Source organism: Oerskovia enterophila (assembly GCF_044748475.1).
In the GTDB taxonomy this organism is placed as follows: domain Bacteria; phylum Actinomycetota; class Actinomycetes; order Actinomycetales; family Cellulomonadaceae; genus Oerskovia; species Oerskovia enterophila.
In genome coordinates this window covers 361,732-384,313 of record NZ_JBIVFZ010000001.1, presented here as the reverse complement: position 1 = coordinate 384,313, position 22,582 = coordinate 361,732, and the positions used below count along the sequence as shown (strand labels likewise).

The following is a 22,582-nucleotide window of genomic DNA, read 5'->3' as shown; positions in this document are numbered from 1 at the left end:
GTGCACCTTCCCTTCGCCCGGTCCGAGCGTTCGTCCGTCGGCATCGAGTGGGAGCTCGCGCTCGTCGACAAGGACTCGGGCGACCTGCGCCAGGTCGCCCAGACCGTGCTCGACGCCGTCGAGCCCACCGACGGCTCGCAGCACCCGCACATCCGCCAGGAGCTGCTGCTCAACACGGTCGAGGTCGTGAGCGGGGTGTGCCGCACGGTCGGCGACGCCGGCCGCGACCTCGAGGCCGCGATCGAGGAGATCCGCGTCCTGACCGACCCGCTGCGCGTCGAGCTCATGAGCGCGGGCACGCACCCGTTCGCGCGCTGGGCGCAGCAGAAGGTCACCGACAAGCAGCGCTACGCGACCCTCATCGACCGCACCCAGTGGTGGGGCCGCCAGATGCTCATCTACGGCGTGCACGTGCACGTCGGGATCGAGGACCGCAGCAAGGTGCTGCCCATCTCGCGCGCCATGCTCGGGTACTTCGCGCACCTGCAGTCGCTCTCGGCCTCGTCGCCGTTCTGGGGCGGCAAGGACACGGGCTACGCGTCGAACCGTGCGCTCATGTTCCAGCAGCTGCCGACGGCCGGCCTGGGCTTCCAGTTCGAGACCTGGGAGCAGCTCGAGGGCTACGTCGGGGACATGATCCACACAGGCGTGATCGACCAGTTCGACGAGGTCCGCTGGGACCTGCGCCCGTCGCCCCGGTTCGGGACGCTCGAGACCCGCATCTGCGACGGCGCGACCAACCTCACCGAGGTCCTCGCGCTCGCGGCGCTCAACCACTGCCTGGTCGAGCACCTCTCGACGCTGCTCGACCAGGGCAAGGAGCTCCCGACCATCCCGGCCTGGTTCGCCCAGGAGAACAAGTGGCGCTCGGCCCGGTACGGGATGGACGCGATCATCATCCTCGACCGGGCGGGCAACGAGGAGCTCGTGACCGAGGCCGTGGCCAAGCTGCTCGTCGAGCTCGAGCCCGTCGCGGCCCGGCTCGGCTGTCTCCAGGAGCTCGACGACGTCCGCGTGATCCTGCGCCGTGGCGCGTCGTACCAGCGGCAGCGGGCCGTGGCGCGGCGCAACGGCGGCGAGCTGGACGCCGTGGTGCGCGCGCTCGTCGCGGAGATGCGGGCGGGTCGCCCCCTGTAGCCGCGACGTGCCCGACGCCGGAGCGCACCTCGGGTGCGCCCGGTCAGTAGTCCGTGATCGTGACCCCGCGTGCCGCAGCCTGCTCGGCGAGCCAGTCCTCGGACCAGTCGGGGGCCGTGCACGGGGACGACGAGCCGTCCGCGACCTCCTGCGAGTAGCCGCCCCAGGACAGGACGCGGCAGGTCGCGTCCGACTCGACGACCGTCTTCCAGTCCTCGTCGTCCCGCAGTCCCGCGTCGCCCGCGGACTGGACGACGTCGAACCGGTGCCACCACTGCATGAGGTGCGAGAGCTCGTGCGCGAGCACGAACTCCTTCGCCGCGGCGCTCGCCTCGGGTCCCCAGTACATGAACAGGGTCGTCGGGTAGTCGGGGTCGTAGCACCCCGCGACGCCCGACTCGCGCATGTCGCGCTCGACGATCCAGTCCATGCCGCAGTTGTAGGTGCTGTCGTCGGTGAACACCACGCGCAGGCCCTCGTTGGCCGCGTTGAGGTCGACGAGCCATCGCGTCGGGTCGGGCTGACCGGGCGCGAAGGGGGTACCGGGCGCAGCCGTGAGCAGGTCGTCCGGCACGGGCAGCGCGTACTCGCCCTGCTTCCATCGTTCCTCCATGCCCGCGCCGGGCGGGAGGCCCGTCCCGTCCGCGGTGAGGTCGCCCGGAGCCGGGTCGACGTCGCCCGTCGCGGGGACCTGGTCCGTGGCGGGCTCCGGCACCGGCTCGGGCGCGACCCAGCCGTCGATCGCCGGGACGGTCGGCGCGGGGTTGTCGAACACCTCGGCGAGGCCCTGCTGCACGGACCGCACCACGCCGAGGACCATGCCGACCAGGACCAGGAAACCGACGAGCGCGACGAAGGTCCCGACGAGCGCGGCACCTCGGCGGCGCGGGGGCTGCGGCGCGCCGGGGGCCGGGTACCCCGGGGGCGCAGCAAGGGCCGGCGGGCCGTGGTGACCGGCCGTGCCCCAGGCCGGGCCGGCGGCCGACGAGGGCCCCGGTACGGGCGCCAGCCCGGTCGGTGCCACCGCAGGGGGCGTCGGGTGCGCCGCCCAGCCGGCTCGCGCGGACTCCTGGGCGGCGAGCGTGCGGTGCACCGCGAACCAGTGCGCCGAGGCTGCCAGGGCGTGCTGCTGGGCCGGCCCGGCCTGGGTGCGTGCGTACGCGTGCCACGCCTGCGCGCTCTGCCAGGCGGCGGCAGCGCTGCCGGGCGTCGCGGGCACCGACCCCGACGGCGGGCCCGGGTTCGCCGGTCCTGCCGGGCCGGGTCGGGCGGGGTCCATGAGCTCTCCGTACTGCCCCCGCGGCGGTCGCGTCGGCCAGGTGGCACGGTATCAAGTCCACCCGCGCGCCCCGCCCGGGGGTCCGGACAATTCGGTGGCGGTGGCTGAGAGCATGGGCGCATGGATCCCGCGGACTTCTACACCGGACTCGTCGTCGAGCTCTACTCGCCCCTGAAGTCGGGTCATGAGGACCCCGAGCGCTACGCGCGCTTCGTCCTGGACTCGGGCGAGCCGGCCCTCGAGCTCGGGTGCGGGGACGGGGACCCGCTCCTCGCGCTGCGCGCGCTCGACCTCGACGTCGAGGGCGTGGACTCGTCGGCCGACATGCTCGCGCGGTGCCGCGAGCTCGCGGCACGGGAGGGGATCGACGTCGTGGTGCACCACCAGCGCATGGAGGAGCTCGACCTCGACCGGAGCTTCCGCTCGATCTTCCTCGCGGGACCCACGTTCAACCTGCTGCCGGACGACGACACCGCCCTCGCCGCGCTGCGCCGCATCCGGACCCACCTGACCCCCGACGGCACCGCGCTCGTCCCGCTCTTCGTCCCGTCGCCGACACCGGCCGACCAGCTCGGCCGTGCCCGCGAGACGACGCGCGACGACGGCGCGGTCCTGCGTGTCGGGGTCGCCACCGAGGAACGCGACGAGGCCGTCCGGGTCCAGCGCAGCACGCTGCGCTACGAGCGGGTCCTGGACGGGCTGAGCACGGTCGACGAGCGCGTGTGGACCATCCACTGGTACTCCCGCGACGGCTTCCGGGAGCTGGCCCGGGCAGCAGGGCTCGAGGTCGTCGAGGTCCAGGACGACGACGGCCACCCGGCCGCGCACGACGCGAGCGACGTCACGTTCGTGCTGCGCGCCGCGCGCTGAGGGACGGCGCCGTTCGGCGTGATCCGCCACGCGGGCCCGCCCTGCTCTGCTCGGGTCGGGTGCGGTCCGACCGCACCGGATCCGCTCAGACCGTGACGGTCGTCAGGGGCATGGAGGAGTCGACGGGGATGTCGAGGCCCGACGGCGCGACGCCCGCCCGCACCACGGCCGAGCCGAGCGCGGCGATCATGGCGCCGTTGTCGGTGCAGTAGCGGATGGGCGGGATGCGCAGGTCGATCCCCGCCTCTGCGCAGCGCTTCGCGGCCATGTCGCGCAGCTGCGAGTTGGCGCTGAACCCGCCCCCGACCACGAGCGTCTCGACGCCGTGCCGCTGGCAGGCCGCGATGGTCTTGGCCGTGAGCACGTCCGCGACGGCCTCGGCGAACGAGGCCGCGACGTCGTTCAGGGGCACCTCGAGCCCGCTGTCGACGCGTGCCTCGACCCAGCGGGCGACCGCGGTCTTGAGGCCCGAGAACGAGAAGTCGTACGCGTGCTTCTCCTGGTCCTTGCGCGCGGTGAGCCCGCGCGGGAAGCGGATCGCGGTCGGGTCGCCCTCGCGCGCGAGGCGGTCGACGTGGGGCCCGCCGGGGTAGGGCAGGCCCAGGAGGCGACCGACCTTGTCGAAGGCCTCGCCCGCGGCGTCGTCGAGCGTCGAGCCGAGCTCGGTCACGTCGGTCGCGATGTCGTCCACGAGCAGCAGCGACGAGTGCCCGCCCGAGACCACGAGCGCCATGACGCGCTCGGGGAACTCACCGTGGACCAGCTCGTCGACCGCGGCATGCCCGATCACGTGGTTCACGCCGTACAGGGGCTTGTTCAGGCCGATCGACAGCGCCTTGGCGGCCGAGGCGCCGATCGTGAGCGGGCCCACGAGCCCGGGACCCGCCGTGACGGCGATCGCGTCGATCTGCGAGAGGTCGACGTCCGCCTCGCCCAGCGCGCGCTGGATCGTGGGGATCATCGCCTCGAGGTGGGCGCGCGAGGCGACCTCGGGGATGATGCCGCCGTAGCGGGCGTGCTCGTCCATCGAGCTCGCGACCGCGTCCACGAGGAGCTCGCGACCGCGCACGAGCGCGACCCCCGTCTCGTCGCAGGAGGACTCGATGCCGAGGACGAGGGGGGCGCCGAGGCTGTCAGAGGTACCGCCAGAAACCATGGTTCCCAGCGTAGTCGTGCCGCAGGGGTCGTCGTGCGACGGGAGCCCCCTGCGCTGTGTCGCACGTCACGGCCCGGATCGGGAAGAGTGATTGATCCTTCAACTGTTGACCGAGGCATGAGCACAGAGACCTTCACCCCCATCGACGCCGCCTTCGACGACCTGCTCGAGATCGACGCCTCGACCGCCGACCTGCTGTTCCGCGAGGCCCGCACCGTCCACGCGTTCGAGGACGAGGCCGTGCCGGACGAGAAGATCCAGGCCGCCTACGACCTGGTCCGCTGGGGCCCGACCGCCATGAACACCGTCCCGCTGCGCCTCCTCGTGGTTCGTGACCCCGAGGCCCGTGCGCGCCTGGTCGAGCACATGGCGGACGGCAACAAGGCCAAGACCCTCGCCGCGCCGCTGACCATCGTCGCTGCGGCCGACCCCAACTTCCACGAGTACCTCCCCGTCCTCGCCCCGCACATGGAGGGCGCCAAGGAGAACTTCGAGGCCGCCGGTGAGGAGACGCGCGCCGGGATGTCGCGCACGTCCGCGCTGATCCAGGTCGGCTACTTCATCGTGGGCCTGCGCGCTGCCGGTCTGCACGTCGGTCCCATGGGCGGGTTCGACGCGGCCGGCATCGACGCCGAGTTCTTCGGCGAGAACGGCTGGAAGTCGCTCGTCGTCATCAACGTCGGCACCCCGGCCGGCGAGGGCGCGACCTACCCGCGCCAGACCCGCCTCACGTTCGACCAGGCGTCGCAGACCCTCTGAGGTCCCACGGCACCGCGTGACCCGTGCTCCGACGCCCCGCGCGTCGCGGTGCCGAGCACGACCCGAGACCCGTCCGGTCAGGCCCCTGTGGCCACCGGGCGGGTCTCGTCGTTGGACCACTGGGACCACGAGCCCGCGTAGAGCGCGGCGTCGACCCCCAGCGTGGCGAGGGCCGCGACCTCGTGCGCGGCCGTGACCCCGGACCCGCAGTAGACACCGACGTGCTGCTCACCGTCGGCGCGCACCCCGAGCGCCTCGAAGCGCTCGCGCAGCGCGTCCTCGCCGAGGAACCGGCCGTCGGGCCCCAGGTTCTGGACGGTCGGGGCGCTCACGGCTCCCGGCACGTGCCCCGCACGCGGGTCCACGGGCTCGACCTCGCCCCGGAAGCGCTCGCCCGCGCGGGCGTCCAGGAGCAGTCCCGCGCCCGACGACGCCAGGTGCGCTGCGTCGTCGGGCGTGAGCGTGGGGAGGTCCCCCTCCGACAGGACGACGTCCCCCGGGGCGGGGACGACCTCGCCCTGCTCGAGCGCGAAGCCCGCGCCGGTCCACGCACCGAGGCCGCCGTCGAGGAGGCGGACGTCGGCGAGACCCGCCCAGCGCAGGAGCCACCAGACGCGGGCGGCCGACGTGGCACCCACCGCGTCGTACGCGACGACCCGGGAGCCCGCGCGCACGCCCCAGCGGCGTGCTGCCGCCTCGAGGTCGGCGAGGTCCGGGAGCGGGTGCCGCCCCCGCGCGGGCGACGGCGGAGCGGCGAGCTCGGTCTCGAGGTCCACGTACACCGCGCCGGGCAGGTGCCCTGCGAGGTACTGGTCGTGGCCGTCGGTGACACCGAGCGCCCAGCGGACGTCGAGCAGGACCAGGTCGCCCGTGCCTGCCGCCATCTCGTCGTGCAGCGCCCGCGCCGGGACGAGCACCGCGTCGCGTGCGCTCACGCGACGCCCGGCTCGTCGGGCACCGCTGCGTCACGGATCTCCGCTGTGGGTGCGTCGTCCGTCGCCGAGTCGTCGGTCAGCTCGAGGCGCATGGTGTACGCGTCGACGTCCTCGGGCTGGTAGTACCGCTTGCGGATGCCGAGCTGCTCGAACCCGAACTTGCCGTACATGGCCAGCGCGGCGTCGTTGTCGACGCGGACCTCGAGCAGCACCGCGCTCGCGCCGACCTGGCGCGAACGGTCGATCAGCGCGGTCAGCAGCACCGACCCGATGCCGAGGTGCTGGTACTGCGGGTCCACGCCGATCGTCATGATCTGCGTGACGTCGCCGTCGAACCACAGCCCCGCGTAGCCGATGAGCTCCTGGGGGCCTGCCGCGTAGAGGCGGACGGGCTCGGCCGCGACGTACCACCGGCCCAGCGCCCCGAGCTCCTCGGCGAGCATGCCGTAGGTCCAGGCGCTCGACCCGAACAGCTCCTGCTCGAGGCGCACGACGCGCGGGAGGTCCGCAGCCCGCAGCGGCCGGAGCTTGACCTCGTAGTGCGCGCTCACGCCCCGGCCCCCTTCGGGGTCGCCGCGGGCGGTGCGTCGCTCGCCCGCTTGCGTGCGGCCGGCTCCTGGACGTCGGGACGGCGCAGGTACAGCGGCTCGGTGGGCTGCTCGACGCCCGCGTCGCGGCGGGCGATCGCGAGCCGCGCGAGGACCGTCGCGTCGGGTACGAGGGGCGCGTCCTCGGCGAGCGGCAGGTGCTCGGGGTACAGCGCGGCCCCTTCGCCCACGACGACGGCGCCCGCGGCCTGGTCGGCCAGCCCCGCGGCCGGACCGACGTCGGGCCCGGCGACGAGCTCGACGACCGGGGTCGCGTGCGGACCCTCGTGCGCCACGACGCGGTAGCGCGCCCAGTAGACCTCCCGACGGCGGGCGTCGGCGGTCGCGAGGACCTCGTCGCCCGGCGTCAGGCCCAGGTCGCTCACGGCCTGCGCCGCGATCGCGTCGAGCCCCGAGACCCCGAGGGCCGGGATCCCGAGCGAGAGCGCGAGCGTGCGGGCCGTGACGAGCCCGACGCGCAGGCCCGTGAACGGAGCCGGACCGGTGCCCGCGACGACCGCGGTCAGCGCGGTCCGGTCCACGCCGGCCTCGGCGAGCACCTCGCTGACGAGGGGGGCCAGGGTCTCGGCGTGCCGACGTCTCTCGTCCGCAGAGCGCACGGCGAGCCGTTCACCGCCTTCCCCGACGAGGGCGACCGCGACGGCGGCTGACGTATCGAGCGCGAGGACTGCCACGGTCCCAGCCTACTTTTCCGCGGACGGGTCGGCGGCCAGCGCCTGCGCGTCAGGTCGGCCCGTGTCCGTGCCCACCGGGGTGTCCGGATCCCCCGACGCCTCGACTACCTCGACGACGGCCGCGCGCAACGCGGCCGCGGCCCGCTCGAAGTCGGCCCACCGGTCCCCCACGGCCCGCACCGTCACGTGCCGGACACCGGCCTCGGGCGCGTCGAGCCCGTCGTCGGGCTCGCCCCCCGCGACGGACACGCCCAGCCCGCCGCGCGGGCGCTCGATCGTGATCTCCAGGCGGTCCTCGGCGAGGGACTCCACGAGGTCCTGGCCCCACTCGACGACCGTGACCGACTCGTCGAGGCTCGCGTCGAGGTCCAGCGCCTCGACCTCGTCGAGCGAGCCGAGCCGGTAGGCGTCGACGTGGACCAGGTACGGCCCGTCCGCGAGCGGCGGGTGGACGCGCGCGATGATGAACGTGGGCGACGCCACCTGCCCCCGGACCCCCAGGCCCGTGCCGATCCCCTGGGTCAGGGTCGTCTTGCCCGCGCCCAGGTCGCCCGTGAGCATCACGAGGTCGCCCGCGCGCAGCTCACGGGCCAGCGCGAGCCCGAACGCGCGCGTCGCGTCGGCGTCGGGCAGGTCGATGGTCAGGTCGGTCATGACAGCCACTCCTGGTCGTGGTGAAGGGGGGTGTGCGAGGCGGTGGGGGCGGGCTCCGCCGGTGTCGCCGACGCGCCCGAGGCGAGCGCCGTCGTCGGGCCCTCGTCCGCGCCGTCGACGTACACGCGCGGAACCCGCGCACCCAGGCGCGTCGTGATCTCGTAGCTGATGGTCCCGGCGGCCAGCGCCCAGTCCTCGGCGGTCGGGGCTCCCCCGCGGGCCAGGCCCGCGCCGGGCCCGAACAGCGTCACGACGTCGCCCGCCTGCTCGGACGCGTAGGGGCCCAGGTCCAGCACGAACTGGTCCATGCAGACGCGGCCGGCCACGTGCAGGACGCGTCCCGTGCCGTCCACGCCGCCGGCCTCGTCGATCGGCCCGCCAACCAGCACGGGGCCACCGGGCCGCTCGGGCAGGGCGCCCGAGGCGTGCCGCGGGATGCCGTCGGCGTAGCCGAGCGGGACCACGCCGAGGTTCGTCGCCCGGGGCGTCGTGTAGGCGTGCGCGTAGGAGACGCCCTGGCCTCCCGCGACCTGCTTGACGGTCGCGAGCCGTGCCTCGAGCGTCATGGCCGGGACCAGCCCGTAGTCGTCGGGCGTGCCGAGGCTCGGGACCGGCGAGAGGCCGTAGACCGCGAGGCCCGGGCGCACCAGGTCGTAGTGCACGCGCGGGTTGGTGAGCGTCGCCGCGGAGTTCGCGAGGTGCCGGACCTCGAGCTGCGCACCCGCGGCCTCGGTCGTGCGCACCGCGGCGTCGAACACGTCGGCCTGGTGCAGGACGGTCGGGTGCTCGGGCTCGTCCGCGAAGGCGAAGTGCGACCAGATCCCGACGACGCGCAGCACGCCCTCGGACTCGGCGCGCAGCGCGGCGTCGAGCACGGCCGGGAGCTGCTCGGGAACGATCCCGTTGCGCCCGAGCCCCGTGTCGATCTTCAGGTGCACGCGGGCGGGGCGTCCGGCCGCGCGAGCCGCCGCGGCGACCTCGTCGAGGGCCCACGGTGCGGCGACCGAGACGTCGATCTCGGCCTCCACGAGCGCCCTGAGCGGCGCGCCCGGCGCGTAGAGCCAGGTCAGGACCCGCGCCTGGTCGGGGCCGATGCCCGCGGCGCGCAGCGCGAGCGCCTCCGAGATCTGCGCCGTGCCGAGCCACGTGGCCCCGCCCGCGAGCGCCGCGCGGGCGCTGGGCAGCAGGCCGTGGCCGTACGCGTCGGCCTTGACGACCGCCATGACCTGGGCCGTGCCGGCGTGCCGCGCGAGCGACTCGACGTTGGAGCGGATCGCGCCCAGGTCGATCACGGCGCGCGCCGGGTAGTAGTCGGCGGGCGGGACGGGGCCGGTGGCCGACGGCGTGGGGGTGGTGTCGCCGGTGGAACCGTGCGGGGGATCGCTGAAGGGGCTCACGGTCACCGATTCTCTCACCGGCGGTGACCGATGGGTGGGCCGAGGGTGACGGGCCCGCCCGCCGGGGACGACAGGGCCGCCTGCTGAGGACCAGGCCTACGCCCACTCCTGCAGGGGCCGCGTCGTCTCGAACCGCCGGGGTCTCCCGCTGAGCGGGTCGACGAACTCGATCGAGCGCGAGACGAGCTGGAGCGGCCGGCCGAAGTCGTCGGGGCGCACGTCGTAGAACGTCGGGTAGAAGTTGTCGTGCAGGATCGGCAGGCCCAGCGAGTTCATGTGCAGCCGGAGCTGGTGGGTCTTGCCCGTGTGCGGGGTGAGACGGTAGAGGCCCAGGCGACCGCGGGACCCGTCGCCCCCGTCGCCCGTCCCGGACGGGTCCTCGCGGGTGTCCACGAGCTCCACGAGGCTCTCGGAGTTCGGCTCGCCCGGCACCTCGGACGCGCGCATGACGCCGCGCTCCTTGTGGATGCGGCTGCGCACGACGCGCGGCAGGTCGAGCGCAGGGTCGACGCCCGCGACGGCCTCGTACACCTTGGTCACGCGCCGCTCGGCGAACAGCGTCTGGTACGGGCCGCGGACCTCGGGCCGGACGGTCAGCACGAGCACCCCGGCGGTCACGCGGTCGAGCCGGTGCGCGGGCGAGAGCTCGGGCAGGTCGAGGTCCCTGCGCAGCCGGACGAGCGCGGACTCCGCGATGAAGGCGCCGCGCGGGATGCTCGCGAGGAAGTGCGGCTTGTCGACCACGACCAGGTCGTCGTCGCGGTACAGGATCTCGATCTCGAACGGGACGCGCGTCTCCACGGGCGGGTCCCGGTACAGGAACACGCGCGCGTGCTGTGCAAAGGCCGTGTCGGGCGCGACCGGTCGGCCCAGGTGGTCGACGACCTCTCCCGCGGCGACCTTCTCCCGCAGACGCCGCTCGTCGTCGGGAAACCGGTGGACGAGGTGGTCCAGGACGGTGTCCCACCGGGGCGAGCCGTCGCTGCCGTCACCGTTGGGGGGCAGGACGACGCGGGTCGCGTTGAGGCCGTCGCGCACGGGGAGCGGCTGGAACGGGATGCGCCGACGGCGCGGCGGGACCTGAGGGGTCGTGGGGGTCGGCACGGCCACCACGGTAGTCGCTCGCCCCGAGCGCCAGCCCCGGGCCGTCACGAGGGGTGCACGACGACGTCGGCCCGGTCCCGCGTCGAGGCGACCAGCCGGGCGTTGGTCTCGTCAGGCCCGAGCGCCCAGGCGCGCGCCGCGGCAGGCGGCTTGCCGTGCCGCTCGTGCCGGGCCACGAGGCGCTCGACGCGGACGTGCTCGGGGACCTCGAGGAACCAGGTCTCGTCGAGGATCGCTCGCACCGGGGTCCAGCGCCCGTGGTCCTGGTCACCACCGAGCAGCAGGTAGTTGCCCTCGGTCAGCACGAGCTCGATGTCGGGTCCGACGGGGATCGACCCCGCGACGGGCTCCTCGATCTCGCGGTCGAACGCGGGCGCGTAGACCGTGACGCCGTCGCGGGGCGACCGGAGCCGTTCGAGGAGCGCGACGTACCCGTGGGCGTCGAACGTGTCGGGGGCCCCCTTGCGGTCCCGGCGGCCCAGGCGGGCGAGCTCGGCGTCGGCGAGGTGGAAGCCGTCCATGGGCACGACGACGGCGCTCACCCCGGGCGCTCGGACGCCCTGCGTGGACGGGGTCGGCCGGGCCCCGCTGGCCGCGGGTGCGGCGTGCTGCGTGAGCGCGGCGAGGACGTCGCCGGCGAGCGTCGACTTCCCCGCTCCGGGTGCGCCGACGATCCCGACGAGCACCCGGACACGTCCGCCGGGCTCTGCGCGCCGGGCGCGCGCGACGAGAGCTGCGCACCGGTCCGCGAGCGCCGTCGCGACGTCGCCCTCGATCAGCGCCGGGTCACTCTCGACCTGCACGTGCGTCACCTTCGACCTCGTCTCTCGTCACCGTCGGCGTGGCGGTGCGTCACCCTCGGAGCAGCTCGGCCACCACCCCGGGGACCGCCTCGGCCACGTCCATGGCGGCGACGGGTCCGCCTGGGTTGGCCCGCACAGCGGCCGACCCGTGGACCGTAGCAGCCGCGGCAGCGAGCTCTGCCGCCAGCCCGGGCTCTCGGACCACGCGCTCGCCGTACGCGGCCAGAAGAGCGCCCAGGAGCCCCGTGAGCACGTCTCCGGCGCCCGCGGTCGCGAGCCAGGCCGGTCCGTCGGCCTGGCACCACGCGCCCTCGGGTCCGACCACCACGGTCGCCGACCCCTTGAGCAGCACGGTCGCGCCCGTGAGCTCGTGCGCTGTGCGCGCCCAGCGCAGCGGCTCGGCCTCGACGCCGTCCCGGTCGACGTCCGCGCCGCGCGCGCGCAGGAGCGTCGCGAGCTCGCCCGCGTGCGGCGTCAGCACGACCGACGGCGGGCAGGTCGCGGGCAGCAGCGACAGCGCACCGGCGTCCACGACGCACGCCGGACGCGGGCCGGCCGAGGCGTCCCAGGCGTCCTGCGCCAGCTCGCCGCACGCCACCGCGAGCGCGTACCGGATGCGCTCGTGCTGGCCGGCGTCCGGTCCGGAGCCCGTGTCCCGCTCGCTCGCGCCGTCGCGCAGCCCGGACCGCTCCCCCGCGGTCGGGACCCCTGACCCGAGCGCCCACGCCTGGACCCGGCCCTCGGCGGGCACCGCCTCGGGGCGAGCCGAGACGACGACGCGCGCGACGTCGTCGGGCCCGCGGTAGCGCACCATGCCGGCGCCCGCGCGCACGGCCGCCGTGACCGCGAGGACCGCAGCCCCCGGGAACGTCGGTGTGCCCGCGACGACTCCCAGGACCCCGCGCGTGTACTTCTGGTCGCTCGCCCCGGGCACGGGCCACAGGCGCGCGACGTCGGCGAGTTCGAGGCGCCTGACCGCGGGAGTCCCCAGCTCGTCGAGGCCCACGTCGACGGGCGTGACGAGCCCCGCGAGGTGCGTCGCCGGCGGCAGCAGCAGCCCGGGCTTGGGCGCTCCGAACGTGACCGTCCGGTCGGCACGCAGGACCGGCCCGGGGACCGAGCCGTCGTCGACCCCGATCCCGCTGGGTGTGTCGACCGCGACGACCCAGGGGGCGTGGACGACGCGAGCGGCACGCACCGACGTCCCCTCCGCGAGCGCCTCGACCAGCTCCCCTGACAGCCCCCGCAGCGCCCCCGACGCCCCGATCCCGACCAGCCCGTCGACGACCACCTCGGCCGAGAGGATGCCCTCGACGACGTCCCCCCACCGCGCGGGCCCGGTCGGGACGGTCAGGTCGAGGACCCGTCCACCCGCACGGCTCAGCGCCGTCAGACCTGCGGCATGAGGGTGCCCGCTCGTGCAGACCGCTTCGACCGCGACCCCGCGCCGGGACAGGTACGCCCCCGCGAACAAGGCATCGCCCCCGTTGTTGCCCGAGCCCACGAGGAGCACCACGCGCGTGCCGGTCACGCGCCCGGGGCGCGCACCGCCGTCGGGCCCCGCACCCCGCGCTCGCGCGGACCGCCAACGCGCGGCCGTGCGCCGCAGGTCGCCCGCGACGACCGTCGCGAGCGCGAACGCCGCGCGCTCCATGAGCGGGACGCCCCGGGCGAGCAACGGCTCCTCGGCGGCACGGACCTGGGCGGCGGTGAACGCTTCGATCATGGGGCCATGATGCCGCGCGCGGGCGCGGCCCGCTGAGAGAGCCTCCGGTCCTCCCGTCCGGAATTCACCCGGTCGCTGCATGAGATTCGCCCTACCGGTCCCGGTCCAGCCAGTACGGTTCTGGCACTTTCGTCCCTCTCCGTGAGCAGGTTGCCGTGACCGATTCCCCGCAGAACTCCTACCGCGTCGGCGACGTGGTCAACGGTTGGCGTCTGGCTCCCGACGGGACCTGGGTGCCAGCCTCGTCGCCGCCCCCGCCGCCGGGAGTCATCCAGGGCGTCCCGACCTCCACCGAGGCGATGAACCACGACACGGGGCACGCAGGTGCGGCGTGGCCCTCCGGGAACGCCCCCTCGGCGACCACAGAGCCATACGGCTGGACCGGGCAGAGTGCAGCGCCGTCACCGAGCGGGTGGACCACTCCCACCAAGAACACCCCCGCGACCCTGAGCCTGACCGCCGGGATCATCGCCGCCCTGGCGAACCTGTTCTTCCTCCCCGGAATCGCTGCGATCGTCCTGGGGATCGTCGGGCTGCGCCGTGCGAGCCGATCGACGCCCGCCGTGGGGAGGACGCGGTCGATCTTGGGCATCGTGCTCGCGGTCGTCGGCACCGTCTCGGGTGTTCTCCTCCTGGTCGCGATCCTCGACGACTCTCCGGACGCCGCGAGCCCGGACCGCACCACGGTCGGCACGTCGCCCGAGGGCGAGTCGATGCAGGACATGGACCTCTCGGCGTTCACAGCGGTCGACGCCGCCGCCTGGGCGCAGATCGCCAAGGACCCGGAAGGGTACGTCGGCGACAAGATCGTCCTCTACGCCGAGGTCACACAGTTCGACGCCGCCACCGGGTCGGACTCGTTCCGCGCGAGCACCGGAGCCGAGCAACCGTCAGCTCCCTTCGAGCTCGACGTCAACACGCTGCTCTCCGGCGACAGCTCGGTACTGACCGACGTCACCGTGGGCGACGTCCTGAAGGTCCACGCGATCGTCGAGGGTGCGACGACGTACGACACCGTGATGGGCGGAGGCATGACGGCGCCGGTGCTCAAGGTCGCCGCGGTCGAGGACGTCGGCTTCAAGGATCTCAGCGGAGACGTCGCGCTCGGGGCTCCGGTCGCGCAGGAGTACGGCGGCGTGGCGCTCGCGCTCACCGTGACGAACAGCAGCACGGTGCAGATGACCTACTCCGTAGAGATCGTCGCCGAGAGCCCCGACGGAACCGTCCAGCTCGGCACCGCGAGCGCCTACGCCGAGAACCTCGGCCCGAGCCAGTCGGCAGCGGTGACCGCCGACTTCTACGAGGACCTGCCGCCGGACGCGGTCTTCCGCATCGCGTCGGTCGATCGGTTCGACTACTAGGGCCCGGCATCCGCACGCGCCGACCGGGCACGTCAGCGCCGGGTGCCCGGTCGACGCGTGCGGACGTTGCCCGAGCTCCCGGGCTGGGCCGGGCTAGATTGGCGACCATGCGATTCGGACTCTTCATCCCGCAAGGCTGGCGACAGGACCTCGTCGGCATCGACCCCTCGGCACAGTGGGAGACCATGCGGTCGCTCGCTCAGCACGCGGACACCGCGACGACCGGCGCGCCCGGCTCTGACGCGCGGCACGCGTGGGAGTCGGTGTGGGTCTACGACCACTTCCACACCGTGCCCGAGCCCACGGGCGAGGCCACGCACGAGGCCTGGACCCTCATGGCGGCGTTCGCGGCGTCGACCGAGCGCGTGCGCCTGGGCCAGATGTGCACGTGCATGGCCTACCGCAACCCGGCCTACCTCGCCAAGGTCGCGGCGACCGTCGACATCGTGAGCGGCGGCCGCACCGAGATGGGTATCGGCGCCGGCTGGTACGAGCACGAGTGGCGTGCCTACGGCTACGGCTTCCCGGGCGCGGGAGCGCGCCTGGGCGCGCTCGACGAGGGCGTGCAGGTCATGGAGCAGATGTGGCGCACAGGCTCCGCGACGCTCGACGGCACGTACTTCCAGGTCGACGGCGCGCTGTGCCACCCGCAGCCGCTCCAGGTCCTGGACGGCGTGGGGGCAGGAGGCGGCAGCGCCCCCAGCATCCCGCTGTGGATCGCGGGCGGCGGCGAGAAGAAGACGCTGCGCATCGCCGCGCAGCACGCCCAGTACACGAACTTCGACGGGTCCCTGGAGGGGTTCGCGCACAAGTCCGACGTCCTGCGGGGGCACTGCGAGAGCATCGGTCGCCCGTTCGAGGACATCACGCGCTCGGCCAACTACAACGTGGTCATCGGCGAGACCGAGGCCGACGTCGAGGACCGCCTGCGCTGGATCGGCGAGCACTACGCCAAAACCGTCCCGGCCAAGGTCGAGCAGACCGTGCGGGACTTCCGCTCGGGCCCGCTCGTGGGCACCCCCGAGCAGGTCGTCGAGACCCTCCAGAAGCTCGAGGGCGCGGGCATGACGTACGCCATCACGTACTTCGCGGAGGCGGCCTACGACCGCAGCGGGATCGACCTGTTCGAGCGCGAGGTCGTGCCGGCGCTGCAGGGCTGACTGCTTCCGCTCGCCCCGGTGCCTGCGGGTGGCAGTGTGCCGGTGCCGGTGCCGGTGCCGAGCACGAGGTTGCGTTCGTTCTGACGTCGAGAACGACCGCAACCTCGTGCTCGACGGCCGCTCGCGGCCACTCGACCACCTGCTCGACGACGGAGCCCCCTCGGCCTCCCGCCTCACCCGGGCGGAGCGCACGACGAGGCGACGACCCCTCAGCCCTCCGCGACCACCATGGCCGACGCGATCCCGGCGTCGTGCGAGATCGACAGGTGGAACGACGTGATCCCGAGCGCGGTCGCCCGCGCCTGGACGGTCCCGGTGATCTCGACTTGGGGAGCGCCCCCGACGACGCGGTGGACCGTGGCATCCTGCCAGTTCATGCCGCCGGGCGCCCCGAGCGCCTTGGCGATGGCCTCCTTGGCCGCGAAGCGGGCCGCGAGCGACGACGCCGGGAGGTCGCGCTCGGCCGGCGTGAACAGCTTCTCGCGCAGGCGCGGCGTCCGACCGAGCGTGTCCATGAACCGCGCGACGTCCACGACGTCGATTCCCACCCCGATGATCATGCGTTCACCCTAAGCGGTGGCGTGCGGCACGGGCCCCGGACGCCGGAAGCCCACCGGGCCGGGGCACGGTGGGCTTCTGGCAGGTGAGGCTGCGTGCTCGGTCCGGACCGGCGCAGCGCACGGGCTACTCGACCGTGACGGACTTCGCCAGGTTGCGCGGCTGGTCGACGTCGAGGCCCTTGGCCGTGGCCAGTGCCATGGCGAAGATCTGCAGCGGGACGACCGCCAGGAGCGGCGAGAGCAGCGTGGGCGACTGCGGGATCCAGAAGATCTCGTCCGCGAACGGCAGCACCGCGTCGTCGCCGTCCTCGGCGATGACGAGGGTCCGGGCCCCGCGGGCCCGGATCTCCTGGATGTTGGAGATGACCTTCGAGTGCAGCGAGTCGCGCCCGCGCGGCGAGGGCACGACGACGAAGACCGGCTGCCCCTCGTCGATCAGGGCGATGGGCCCGTGCTTGAGCTCACCGGCGGCGAAGCCCTCGGCGTGGATGTAGGCGAGCTCCTTGAGCTTGAGCGCGCCCTCGAGCGCGACCGGGAACCCGACGTGCCGGCCCAGGAAGAGCACCGACGTCGCGTCCTTCATGGAGCGGGCCACGGCGCTGACGTACTCGCCGCGCTCGATCACGGTCTGGATCTTGCGCGGCATCTCGCGCAGGTCGTCGAGGATCTCGCGGATCTCGTCGGGGAACTTGTTGCCGCGCAGCTGCGCCAGGTACAGGCCCAGCAGGTACGCCGCGGTGATCTGCGAGAGGAACGCCTTGGTCGAGGCGACCGCGATCTCCGGGCCGGCGTGCGTGTAGAGGACCGCGTCGGACTCGCGCGGGATGGTCGACCCGTGCGTGTTGACGATCGAGATGACCTTGGCGCCCTGCTCACGCGCGTGCCGGACCGCCATGAGCGTGTCCATGGTCTCGCCGGACTGCGTGACGGCCACGACGAGCGTCTTCTCGTTCACGATCGGGTCGCGGTAGCGGAACTCGTGCGCGAGCTCGACCTCGACCGGGATGCGGCACCAGTGCTCGATCGCGTACTTGGCGACGTGCCCCGAGTAGGCCGCGGTGCCGCACGCGATGACGATGATCTTGTCGATGGTCCGCAGCACGGCCTCGTCGATGCGCAGGTCGTCGAGGATCAGGCGTCCCTCGGCGTCGGTGCGTCCCAGCAGGGTGTCGCCCACGGCCTGCGGCTGGTCGTGGATCTCCTTGTCCATGAAGGAGGCGAAGCCACCCTTCTCCGCGGCGGCGGCGTCCCAGTCGACCGTGAAGCGCGTGGCCTCGGCCGGGTTGCCGTGGAAGTCGACGACCTCGACCGAGTCCGGGGTGATGGTCACGATCTGGTCCTGGCCGAGCTCGAGCGCGTCCTTGGTGAAGGCGATGAAGGCCGCGACGTCGGAGCCGAGGAAGTTCTCGCCCTCGCCGAGCCCGACGACGAGCGGAGAGTCGTGCCGCGCACCCACCACGGTGGTGGGGCTGTCCGCGTGGACCGCGAGCAGGGTGAACGTGCCTTCGAGCTGGCGGGCGACGTAGGCCATGGCCTCGGTCAGGTCGCCCGTGCGGCGGTAGGCGCGGGCGAGCAGCTGGGCCGCGACCTCGGTGTCGGTCTCGGAGAGGAACGTGGCGCCGTCGGCCAGCAGCTCCTCCTTGAGGACCGCGAAGTTCTCGACGATCCCGTTGTGGATGACCGCGAGCCGTCCGTCGTCCGCGAGGTGCGGGTGGGCGTTGGTGTCGTTGGGCGCGCCGTGCGTCGCCCACCGCGTGTGCCCGATCGCCGCGGACGCGGCGGGCAGCGGTCTGGCGGCGAGCTCGTCGAGGAGCTTGACCAGCTTTCCGGACTTCTTGGCCGTCGCGACACGGTTCAGCTCGGGTGCGACGAGCGCGACCCCGGCCGAGTCGTAGCCGCGGTACTCGAGCCTGCCGAGTCCTTCGAGGACGACGTCCAGGGGTCGCCCGGACGTTGCGAGAGGGCCTGCGTAACCCACGATTCCACACATGTTTCCGGAGTCTAGCGGCACCGGTTCGGGCTCTCTCGACCGCGACATCTCGCGGTTCTTTGTTAGCGGTCCGGCGGCTCGCGGTTCTCGATCACCGCGCGCGTCCGGCAGAATCATCCGAGTGGTTCCTCCCTCCGACCTGCCCGTCCCTCCGCGCGAGGGTCTCCCTGCGATCGACCCGGGCGCCTCTCCCGGCGCGGGGCTGCTGCCCGAGCGCACCACGGCGTCGCCGTACGTCGACCTGGACCGCGCCGCGTGGAGCAAGCTCTCCGAGTCGACGCCGCTGCCGCTGACGGACGCCGACGTCGTCAAGCTCCGCGGCCTCGGCGACCCGATCGACCTGGCCGAGGTCGACGCGATCTACCGCCCCATCTCCCGGCTCCTCAACCTGTACGTGACGGCCACGAGCGGCCTCCACGAGGCGACGTCGACCTTCCTGCGGGAGAACTCGACACGCACGCCGTACGTGATCGGTGTCGCGGGGTCGGTCGCCGTGGGCAAGTCGACGACGTCACGCATCCTGCGCGAGATGCTCGCGCGCTGGCCCGAGACCCCGCGCGTCGAGCTCATCACGACCGACGGTTTCCTCTACCCGAACGCCGAGCTCGCGCGCCGCGGCCTCATGGAGCGCAAGGGCTTCCCGGAGTCGTACGACCGCCGTGCCCTGATCCGGTTCCTGTCCCGCGTGAAGGCGGGCGCTCCCGAGGTCCGCAGCCCGGTCTACGACCACCTGACCTACGACATCGTCCCGGGGGCCGAGACGGTCGTCCGCAAGCCGGACGTCCTGATCGTCGAGGGCCTCAACGTCCTGCAGCCTGCACGGCCCAGCGCGACCGACGAGTCGACGGTCGCGGTGAGCGACTTCTTCGACTTCTCGATCTACGTCGACGCGCGCACGCGCAACATCCGCCAGTGGTACGTGGACCGGTTCCTCTCGCTGCGCAGGACGGCGTTCGCGCGTCCCGAGTCGTACTTCAAGCGCTACGCGACGCTCACGGACGAGGAGGCGATCGAGAAGGCCAAGTCGATCTGGGACTCGATCAACGCGCCGAACCTCGAGGAGAACATCCTGCCGACCCGCGGGCGGGCGACCCTGGTGCTGACGAAGGGCTCGGACCACTCGGTCCAGCGGGCGCGCCTGCGCAAGATCTGAGCCGCTCCGGGACGCCCTCTGCGAGGCCTTGGAAGGCGCCGTGGGTGCACCAGCGCGGCCTCGCCGTCTGCTCACGCCCGCTCAGAGCGGCGAGAGCGAGCGGTGGAACGGGATCTCAGCAGGCTCGGCGGACCGCGGCCCCGTCGTCGTCCTGCAGGCCCTCGGTGCCCGACGACGGCGCGGCGGCCGGGTCGGTCGGCGCACCGTGGAGCGGGGTTGCCCCGGCAGCGACGGCTCGCGCAGCCTCGGCTGCGCGACGCTTGCGGGCCATGCGGTTCATGATGCGGTCGACGACCACCCCGGACAGGACCCCCAGGATCACGCCGAGGACCATGGCCAGGAGCGGCTGGTGGCCGAGCCACTGCGCGGCCACGAGGCCGATGAGGACCGAGTAGAGCGCCCACGTCACGGCCGCGAGGCCCGAGTAGAGCATGAAGCGGCGGCGGGGATAGCCCACGGCACCGGCCGTCATGTTGACCGCGACGCGACCGATGGGGACGTAGCGGGCCGCCAGGATGAAGGCCGCCCCCCGCGCCTTGAGCGCCTGGTCTGCCCAGGCGACGGCCTTGCGGCCGCGGACCGTGCGGAGGAACCCGATCCGCTCGGTACCGATGCCCCTGCCGAGCGCATAGGCGATCTGGTCCCCCGTCCAGGCGCCGGCCGCAGCGATGGCCAGGACGAGCACGAGGTTGGGGTTGCCCGACGCGCTGGCGGCGACCGCGAGGGTGATGACCACGGACTCGCTGGGGATCGGCGGGAAGAACCCGTCGATCGTCGCGAAGGCGTACAGGGCGGGGTAGATCCATGCGGACGCCGCGAGTGCGAGGACCCAGGTCTCCAGGTTCTCCAAGAAGGTCGAGACGGCCTCTATCACGGGTCCTCTGTTCGTCGGCTGGTGTGGCGAACCAGGCTGGTCACAGGTACAGGAGATGCACCTGTGACCAGCCTACGGATACGAGGGGCCGGCACCATCGGGGAAACCCCCCAGTCTGCCCTGATCTCGACCCCTACCTTCCTCGATAGATTCTGCCGCACCGACCGAGACCGGAACGTCATCCTCTGGAGGGAGATCTCCACCTAGGGAGGTCCCCCAGAAGGATGCTGTGACACTTCCGAGGGACTGACCTGCCGGGCCTGGCCCAGCCAGGCCAGGCCCGGCCCGGCAGGTCCGTCAGGAGCCAGCCGGAGCCAGCCGTCAGGGCAGCGCGAACCCCAGGGCCTCGGCGGCCCCCGAGGGGTCCGGGGTCTGACCCCAGAACCGCATCATGCTGTCGTTCGACGCGAGCGACCGGAGCTCGGCGCGGTCGAGGTAGAGCCCGCCGCCCAGGTGGTCGGTCTCGTGCTGGACGATCCGCGCGGGCCAGCCCGTCAGGACGTCGTCCACGGGTCGTCCGGCCTCGTCCTGGCCGGTGAGCCGGACGGTCCGGGGCCGGGCCACGACGGCCTGCCAGCCGCTCACGCTCAGGCAGCCCTCGTAGAACGCCCGACGCTCCTCCCCCACGGCCTCGTACGCGGGGTTGACGAGCACGCGGAACGGCAGGGGGCGCCGCTCGCGCAGGTCCGCGTCCTCGGGGTCGGAGACACCCGCGTCCTGGATCACCGCGACCGCGATCCCCAGGCCCACCTGCGGAGCCGCGAGCCCGACCCCGGGGGCCGCGTGCATGGTGCGACGCATGGCCTCGACCAGCTCGGGGAACAGGTCCCCGAGCTGGCCGGTGTAGGGCACCGCGGGTCGGCGCAGGACCGGGTGACCGGCCTGGACGATCGGCAGCACGCCGTCCTCGTGGCGTGCGAGATGGCTCGCGACCTGGTCGCGCAGCTCCTCGTCGACGGGTCCGGTGAACCCGGGCGCGCGGCTCTCGGCCGTCACAGGGCCAGCCTGTCCCGCACCACCGCGGCGAGCGACTCGGCCACGGCGTCGGCAGAGGCCTGCGTCGCGGCCTCGACCATGACGCGCACCAGCGGCTCGGTGCCCGACGAGCGCAGGACCACACGGCCCGTCTCGCCGAGGCGGGACTCGGCGGCCGCGACGGCCTCCTGGAGGACCTCGTCGGTCGCGGCACGCGCCTTGTCCACCCCCGGGACGTTGAGCAGCGTCTGCGGCAGCTTGGGCACGGCACCCGCGAGGTCCGCGAGCTTGGCCCCCGACTCCTGGATGCGCGCGGCGAGCTGGAGCGCCGTGAGGACGCCGTCGCCCGTGGTCGCGAACTGCGACAGGATGATGTGGCCCGACTGCTCGCCGCCCAGGGTGTACCCGTTGGCACGCATCTCCTCGAGGACGTACCGGTCGCCCACGCCCGTCTGGACGGTCCGGATACCGGCCTCGCGCATCGCGAGGATCAGTCCGAGGTTGCTCATGACCGTGACGACGAGCGTGTCCTCGTGCAGTCGCCCCTTGTCCTTCTCGGCGAGGGCCAGGACGCCCATGATCTGGTCGCCGTCGACGAGCACGCCACGGTGGTCCACGGCGATGCAACGGTCGGCGTCGCCGTCGAACGCGACCCCGAAGTCGGCCTCGGAGGCGACCACGACGGCCTGGAGCTGCTCGGGGTGGTTCGAGCCGCACTTCTCGTTGATGTTGCGTCCGTCAGGGCTCGCGTTCATCACGACGACGTCGGCGCCTGCCGCACGCAGCGCGGCGGGTCCCACGTCGCTCGCCGCGCCGTTCGCGCAGTCCACGGCGATCCGCAACCCCGAGAGCGGCAGGGCGTCGCCCGTGGCGCCGATGCTCCCGATGAGGTGCTCGACGTAGTCCGCACCGGCGCTGCCCGTGTCGGTGCGGACGCGGCCGACGTCGGCCCCGAGCGGACGGTCCCACACGGTGTCGAGCTGACGCTCGATCTCGTCCTCGAGCGAGTCCTCGAGCTTGATCCCGCCACGGGCCAGGAACTTGATGCCGTTGTCGGCCATCGGGTTGTGCGAGGCGGAGATCATGACGCCGAAGTCCACGTCGAGCGTGCTCGTGAGGAACGCGACGGCCGGCGTCGGCAGGACGCCGACGTCGAGCACGTTGACCCCGGCGCTCGCCAGGCCCGCGGTCACTGCCGCGCCGAGGAACTCGCCCGAGGCCCGGGGGTCGCGGCCGATCACCGCCCGCGGGCGGTGCCCTTCGGGTTGTCCCGTGCGTCCCAGCACGTTGGCCGAGGCCACGCCCAGGCCGAGCGCGAGCTCGGCCGTGACGTCCCTGTTCGCCAGCCCCCGCACACCGTCGGTGCCGAACAGTCGTCCCATGAGTTTTCCTCCCTCAACGGGACGG

At 73.4% G+C, this 22,582-nt stretch carries 21 protein-coding genes; 6 read left to right on the top strand and 15 right to left on the bottom strand.

Annotation, left to right across the window (positions count from 1 at the left end; all coding sequences use genetic code 11):
• A complete protein-coding gene (locus ACIPWA_RS01685; protein WP_056653873.1) occupies positions 1–1,137 on the top strand; it encodes a glutamate--cysteine ligase in 1,137 nt (378 codons plus the stop codon).
• A gap of 43 nt (positions 1,138–1,180) precedes the next feature.
• Here the strand turns inward: ACIPWA_RS01685 and ACIPWA_RS01680 are convergent, their stop codons facing one another.
• A complete protein-coding gene (locus tag ACIPWA_RS01680) occupies positions 1,181–2,416 on the bottom strand; it encodes a hypothetical protein (protein WP_400287835.1) in 1,236 nt (411 codons plus the stop codon).
• A gap of 120 nt (positions 2,417–2,536) precedes the next feature.
• Here ACIPWA_RS01680 and ACIPWA_RS01675 point away from each other — a divergent pair, with 120 nt between their 5' ends.
• Positions 2,537–3,286: a class I SAM-dependent methyltransferase gene (locus ACIPWA_RS01675; RefSeq protein WP_400287834.1), complete on the top strand. Its 750-nt coding sequence runs from the start codon at positions 2,537–2,539 to the stop codon at positions 3,284–3,286.
• An 85-nt stretch (positions 3,287–3,371) separates the two neighbouring features.
• Here the strand turns inward: ACIPWA_RS01675 and tsaD are convergent, their stop codons facing one another.
• Complete coding sequence (gene tsaD, locus ACIPWA_RS01670) at positions 3,372–4,442, bottom strand: tRNA (adenosine(37)-N6)-threonylcarbamoyltransferase complex transferase subunit TsaD (RefSeq protein WP_056653863.1); 1,071 nt, start codon at positions 4,440–4,442, stop codon at positions 3,372–3,374.
• Between the two features lie 117 nt (positions 4,443–4,559).
• Here tsaD and ACIPWA_RS01665 point away from each other — a divergent pair, with 117 nt between their 5' ends.
• The gene (locus ACIPWA_RS01665; protein WP_400287833.1) at positions 4,560–5,201 is read left to right on the top strand and encodes a malonic semialdehyde reductase; all 642 of its coding nucleotides are present in this window, start codon (positions 4,560–4,562) and stop codon (positions 5,199–5,201) included.
• Positions 5,202–5,278: 77 nt separating this feature from the next.
• Here the strand turns inward: ACIPWA_RS01665 and ACIPWA_RS01660 are convergent, their stop codons facing one another.
• The 8 genes from ACIPWA_RS01660 to ACIPWA_RS01625 form a co-directional block, all read right to left on the bottom strand.
• Positions 5,279–6,085, bottom strand: a complete 807-nt coding sequence (locus ACIPWA_RS01660; RefSeq protein ID WP_400288444.1) for a sulfurtransferase — start codon at positions 6,083–6,085, stop codon at positions 5,279–5,281.
• Positions 6,086–6,132: 47 nt separating this feature from the next.
• Entirely contained in the window at positions 6,133–6,687 is a 555-nt protein-coding gene (rimI, locus tag ACIPWA_RS01655) for a ribosomal protein S18-alanine N-acetyltransferase (RefSeq protein ID WP_400287832.1), read from the bottom strand.
• Entirely contained in the window at positions 6,684–7,418 is a 735-nt protein-coding gene (gene tsaB, locus ACIPWA_RS01650; RefSeq protein ID WP_400287831.1) for a tRNA (adenosine(37)-N6)-threonylcarbamoyltransferase complex dimerization subunit type 1 TsaB, read from the bottom strand. The genes rimI and tsaB overlap by 4 nt, the downstream gene beginning before the upstream one ends.
• A 9-nt stretch (positions 7,419–7,427) precedes the next feature.
• The gene (gene tsaE, locus ACIPWA_RS01645; RefSeq protein ID WP_400287830.1) at positions 7,428–8,072 is read right to left on the bottom strand and encodes a tRNA (adenosine(37)-N6)-threonylcarbamoyltransferase complex ATPase subunit type 1 TsaE; all 645 of its coding nucleotides are present in this window, start codon (positions 8,070–8,072) and stop codon (positions 7,428–7,430) included.
• Positions 8,069–9,364: an alanine racemase gene (alr, locus tag ACIPWA_RS01640; RefSeq protein WP_400288442.1), complete on the bottom strand. Its 1,296-nt coding sequence runs from the start codon at positions 9,362–9,364 to the stop codon at positions 8,069–8,071. The genes tsaE and alr overlap by 4 nt, the downstream gene beginning before the upstream one ends.
• Positions 9,365–9,565: 201 nt before the next feature.
• Complete coding sequence (locus ACIPWA_RS01635; RefSeq protein ID WP_231907761.1) at positions 9,566–10,573, bottom strand: pseudouridine synthase; 1,008 nt, start codon at positions 10,571–10,573, stop codon at positions 9,566–9,568.
• Between the two features lie 44 nt (positions 10,574–10,617).
• A complete protein-coding gene (locus ACIPWA_RS01630) occupies positions 10,618–11,376 on the bottom strand; it encodes a nucleoside/nucleotide kinase family protein (protein ID WP_400287829.1) in 759 nt (252 codons plus the stop codon).
• Positions 11,377–11,425: 49 nt separating this feature from the next.
• Positions 11,426–13,102: a bifunctional ADP-dependent NAD(P)H-hydrate dehydratase/NAD(P)H-hydrate epimerase gene (locus tag ACIPWA_RS01625; protein ID WP_400287828.1), complete on the bottom strand. Its 1,677-nt coding sequence runs from the start codon at positions 13,100–13,102 to the stop codon at positions 11,426–11,428.
• Between the two features lie 155 nt (positions 13,103–13,257).
• On the opposite strand from ACIPWA_RS01625, the gene ACIPWA_RS01620 reads away from it, so the two are divergent.
• Together ACIPWA_RS01620 and ACIPWA_RS01615 are read left to right on the top strand one after the other, a co-directional pair.
• On the top strand, positions 13,258–14,463 hold the full coding sequence (locus tag ACIPWA_RS01620; protein ID WP_400287827.1) for a DUF4190 domain-containing protein: 1,206 nt from the start codon (positions 13,258–13,260) through the stop codon (positions 14,461–14,463).
• 107 nt (positions 14,464–14,570) lie between these two features.
• Positions 14,571–15,623, top strand: coding sequence for an LLM class F420-dependent oxidoreductase (locus ACIPWA_RS01615; RefSeq protein WP_400287826.1), 1,053 nt, complete (start codon positions 14,571–14,573; stop codon positions 15,621–15,623).
• Positions 15,624–15,832: 209 nt separating this feature from the next.
• On the opposite strand, the gene ACIPWA_RS01610 is transcribed toward ACIPWA_RS01615, so the two are convergent.
• Positions 15,833–16,183 carry a holo-ACP synthase gene (locus ACIPWA_RS01610; protein ID WP_068624681.1) on the bottom strand — a complete coding sequence of 117 codons (351 nt, stop codon included), beginning with the start codon at positions 16,181–16,183 and terminating at the stop codon, positions 15,833–15,835.
• Between the two features lie 124 nt (positions 16,184–16,307).
• On the bottom strand, positions 16,308–18,173 hold the full coding sequence (gene glmS, locus ACIPWA_RS01605; protein WP_068624679.1) for a glutamine--fructose-6-phosphate transaminase (isomerizing): 1,866 nt from the start codon (positions 18,171–18,173) through the stop codon (positions 16,308–16,310).
• Positions 18,174–18,345: 172 nt separating this feature from the next.
• On the opposite strand from glmS, the gene coaA reads away from it, so the two are divergent.
• The gene (coaA, locus tag ACIPWA_RS01600; protein ID WP_139107692.1) at positions 18,346–19,326 is read left to right on the top strand and encodes a type I pantothenate kinase; all 981 of its coding nucleotides are present in this window, start codon (positions 18,346–18,348) and stop codon (positions 19,324–19,326) included.
• A 115-nt stretch (positions 19,327–19,441) separates the two neighbouring features.
• On the opposite strand, the gene ACIPWA_RS01595 is transcribed toward coaA, so the two are convergent.
• From ACIPWA_RS01595 to glmM, 3 genes are all read right to left on the bottom strand, one after another.
• A complete protein-coding gene (locus ACIPWA_RS01595; protein WP_056653837.1) occupies positions 19,442–20,200 on the bottom strand; it encodes a DedA family protein in 759 nt (252 codons plus the stop codon).
• Between the two features lie 321 nt (positions 20,201–20,521).
• Positions 20,522–21,196: a peptide deformylase gene (locus ACIPWA_RS01590; RefSeq protein ID WP_400287825.1), complete on the bottom strand. Its 675-nt coding sequence runs from the start codon at positions 21,194–21,196 to the stop codon at positions 20,522–20,524.
• Positions 21,193–22,557 carry a phosphoglucosamine mutase gene (glmM, locus tag ACIPWA_RS01585; protein WP_056653834.1) on the bottom strand — a complete coding sequence of 455 codons (1,365 nt, stop codon included), beginning with the start codon at positions 22,555–22,557 and terminating at the stop codon, positions 21,193–21,195. The genes ACIPWA_RS01590 and glmM overlap by 4 nt, the downstream gene beginning before the upstream one ends.
• Positions 22,558–22,582 lie beyond the last annotated feature (25 nt).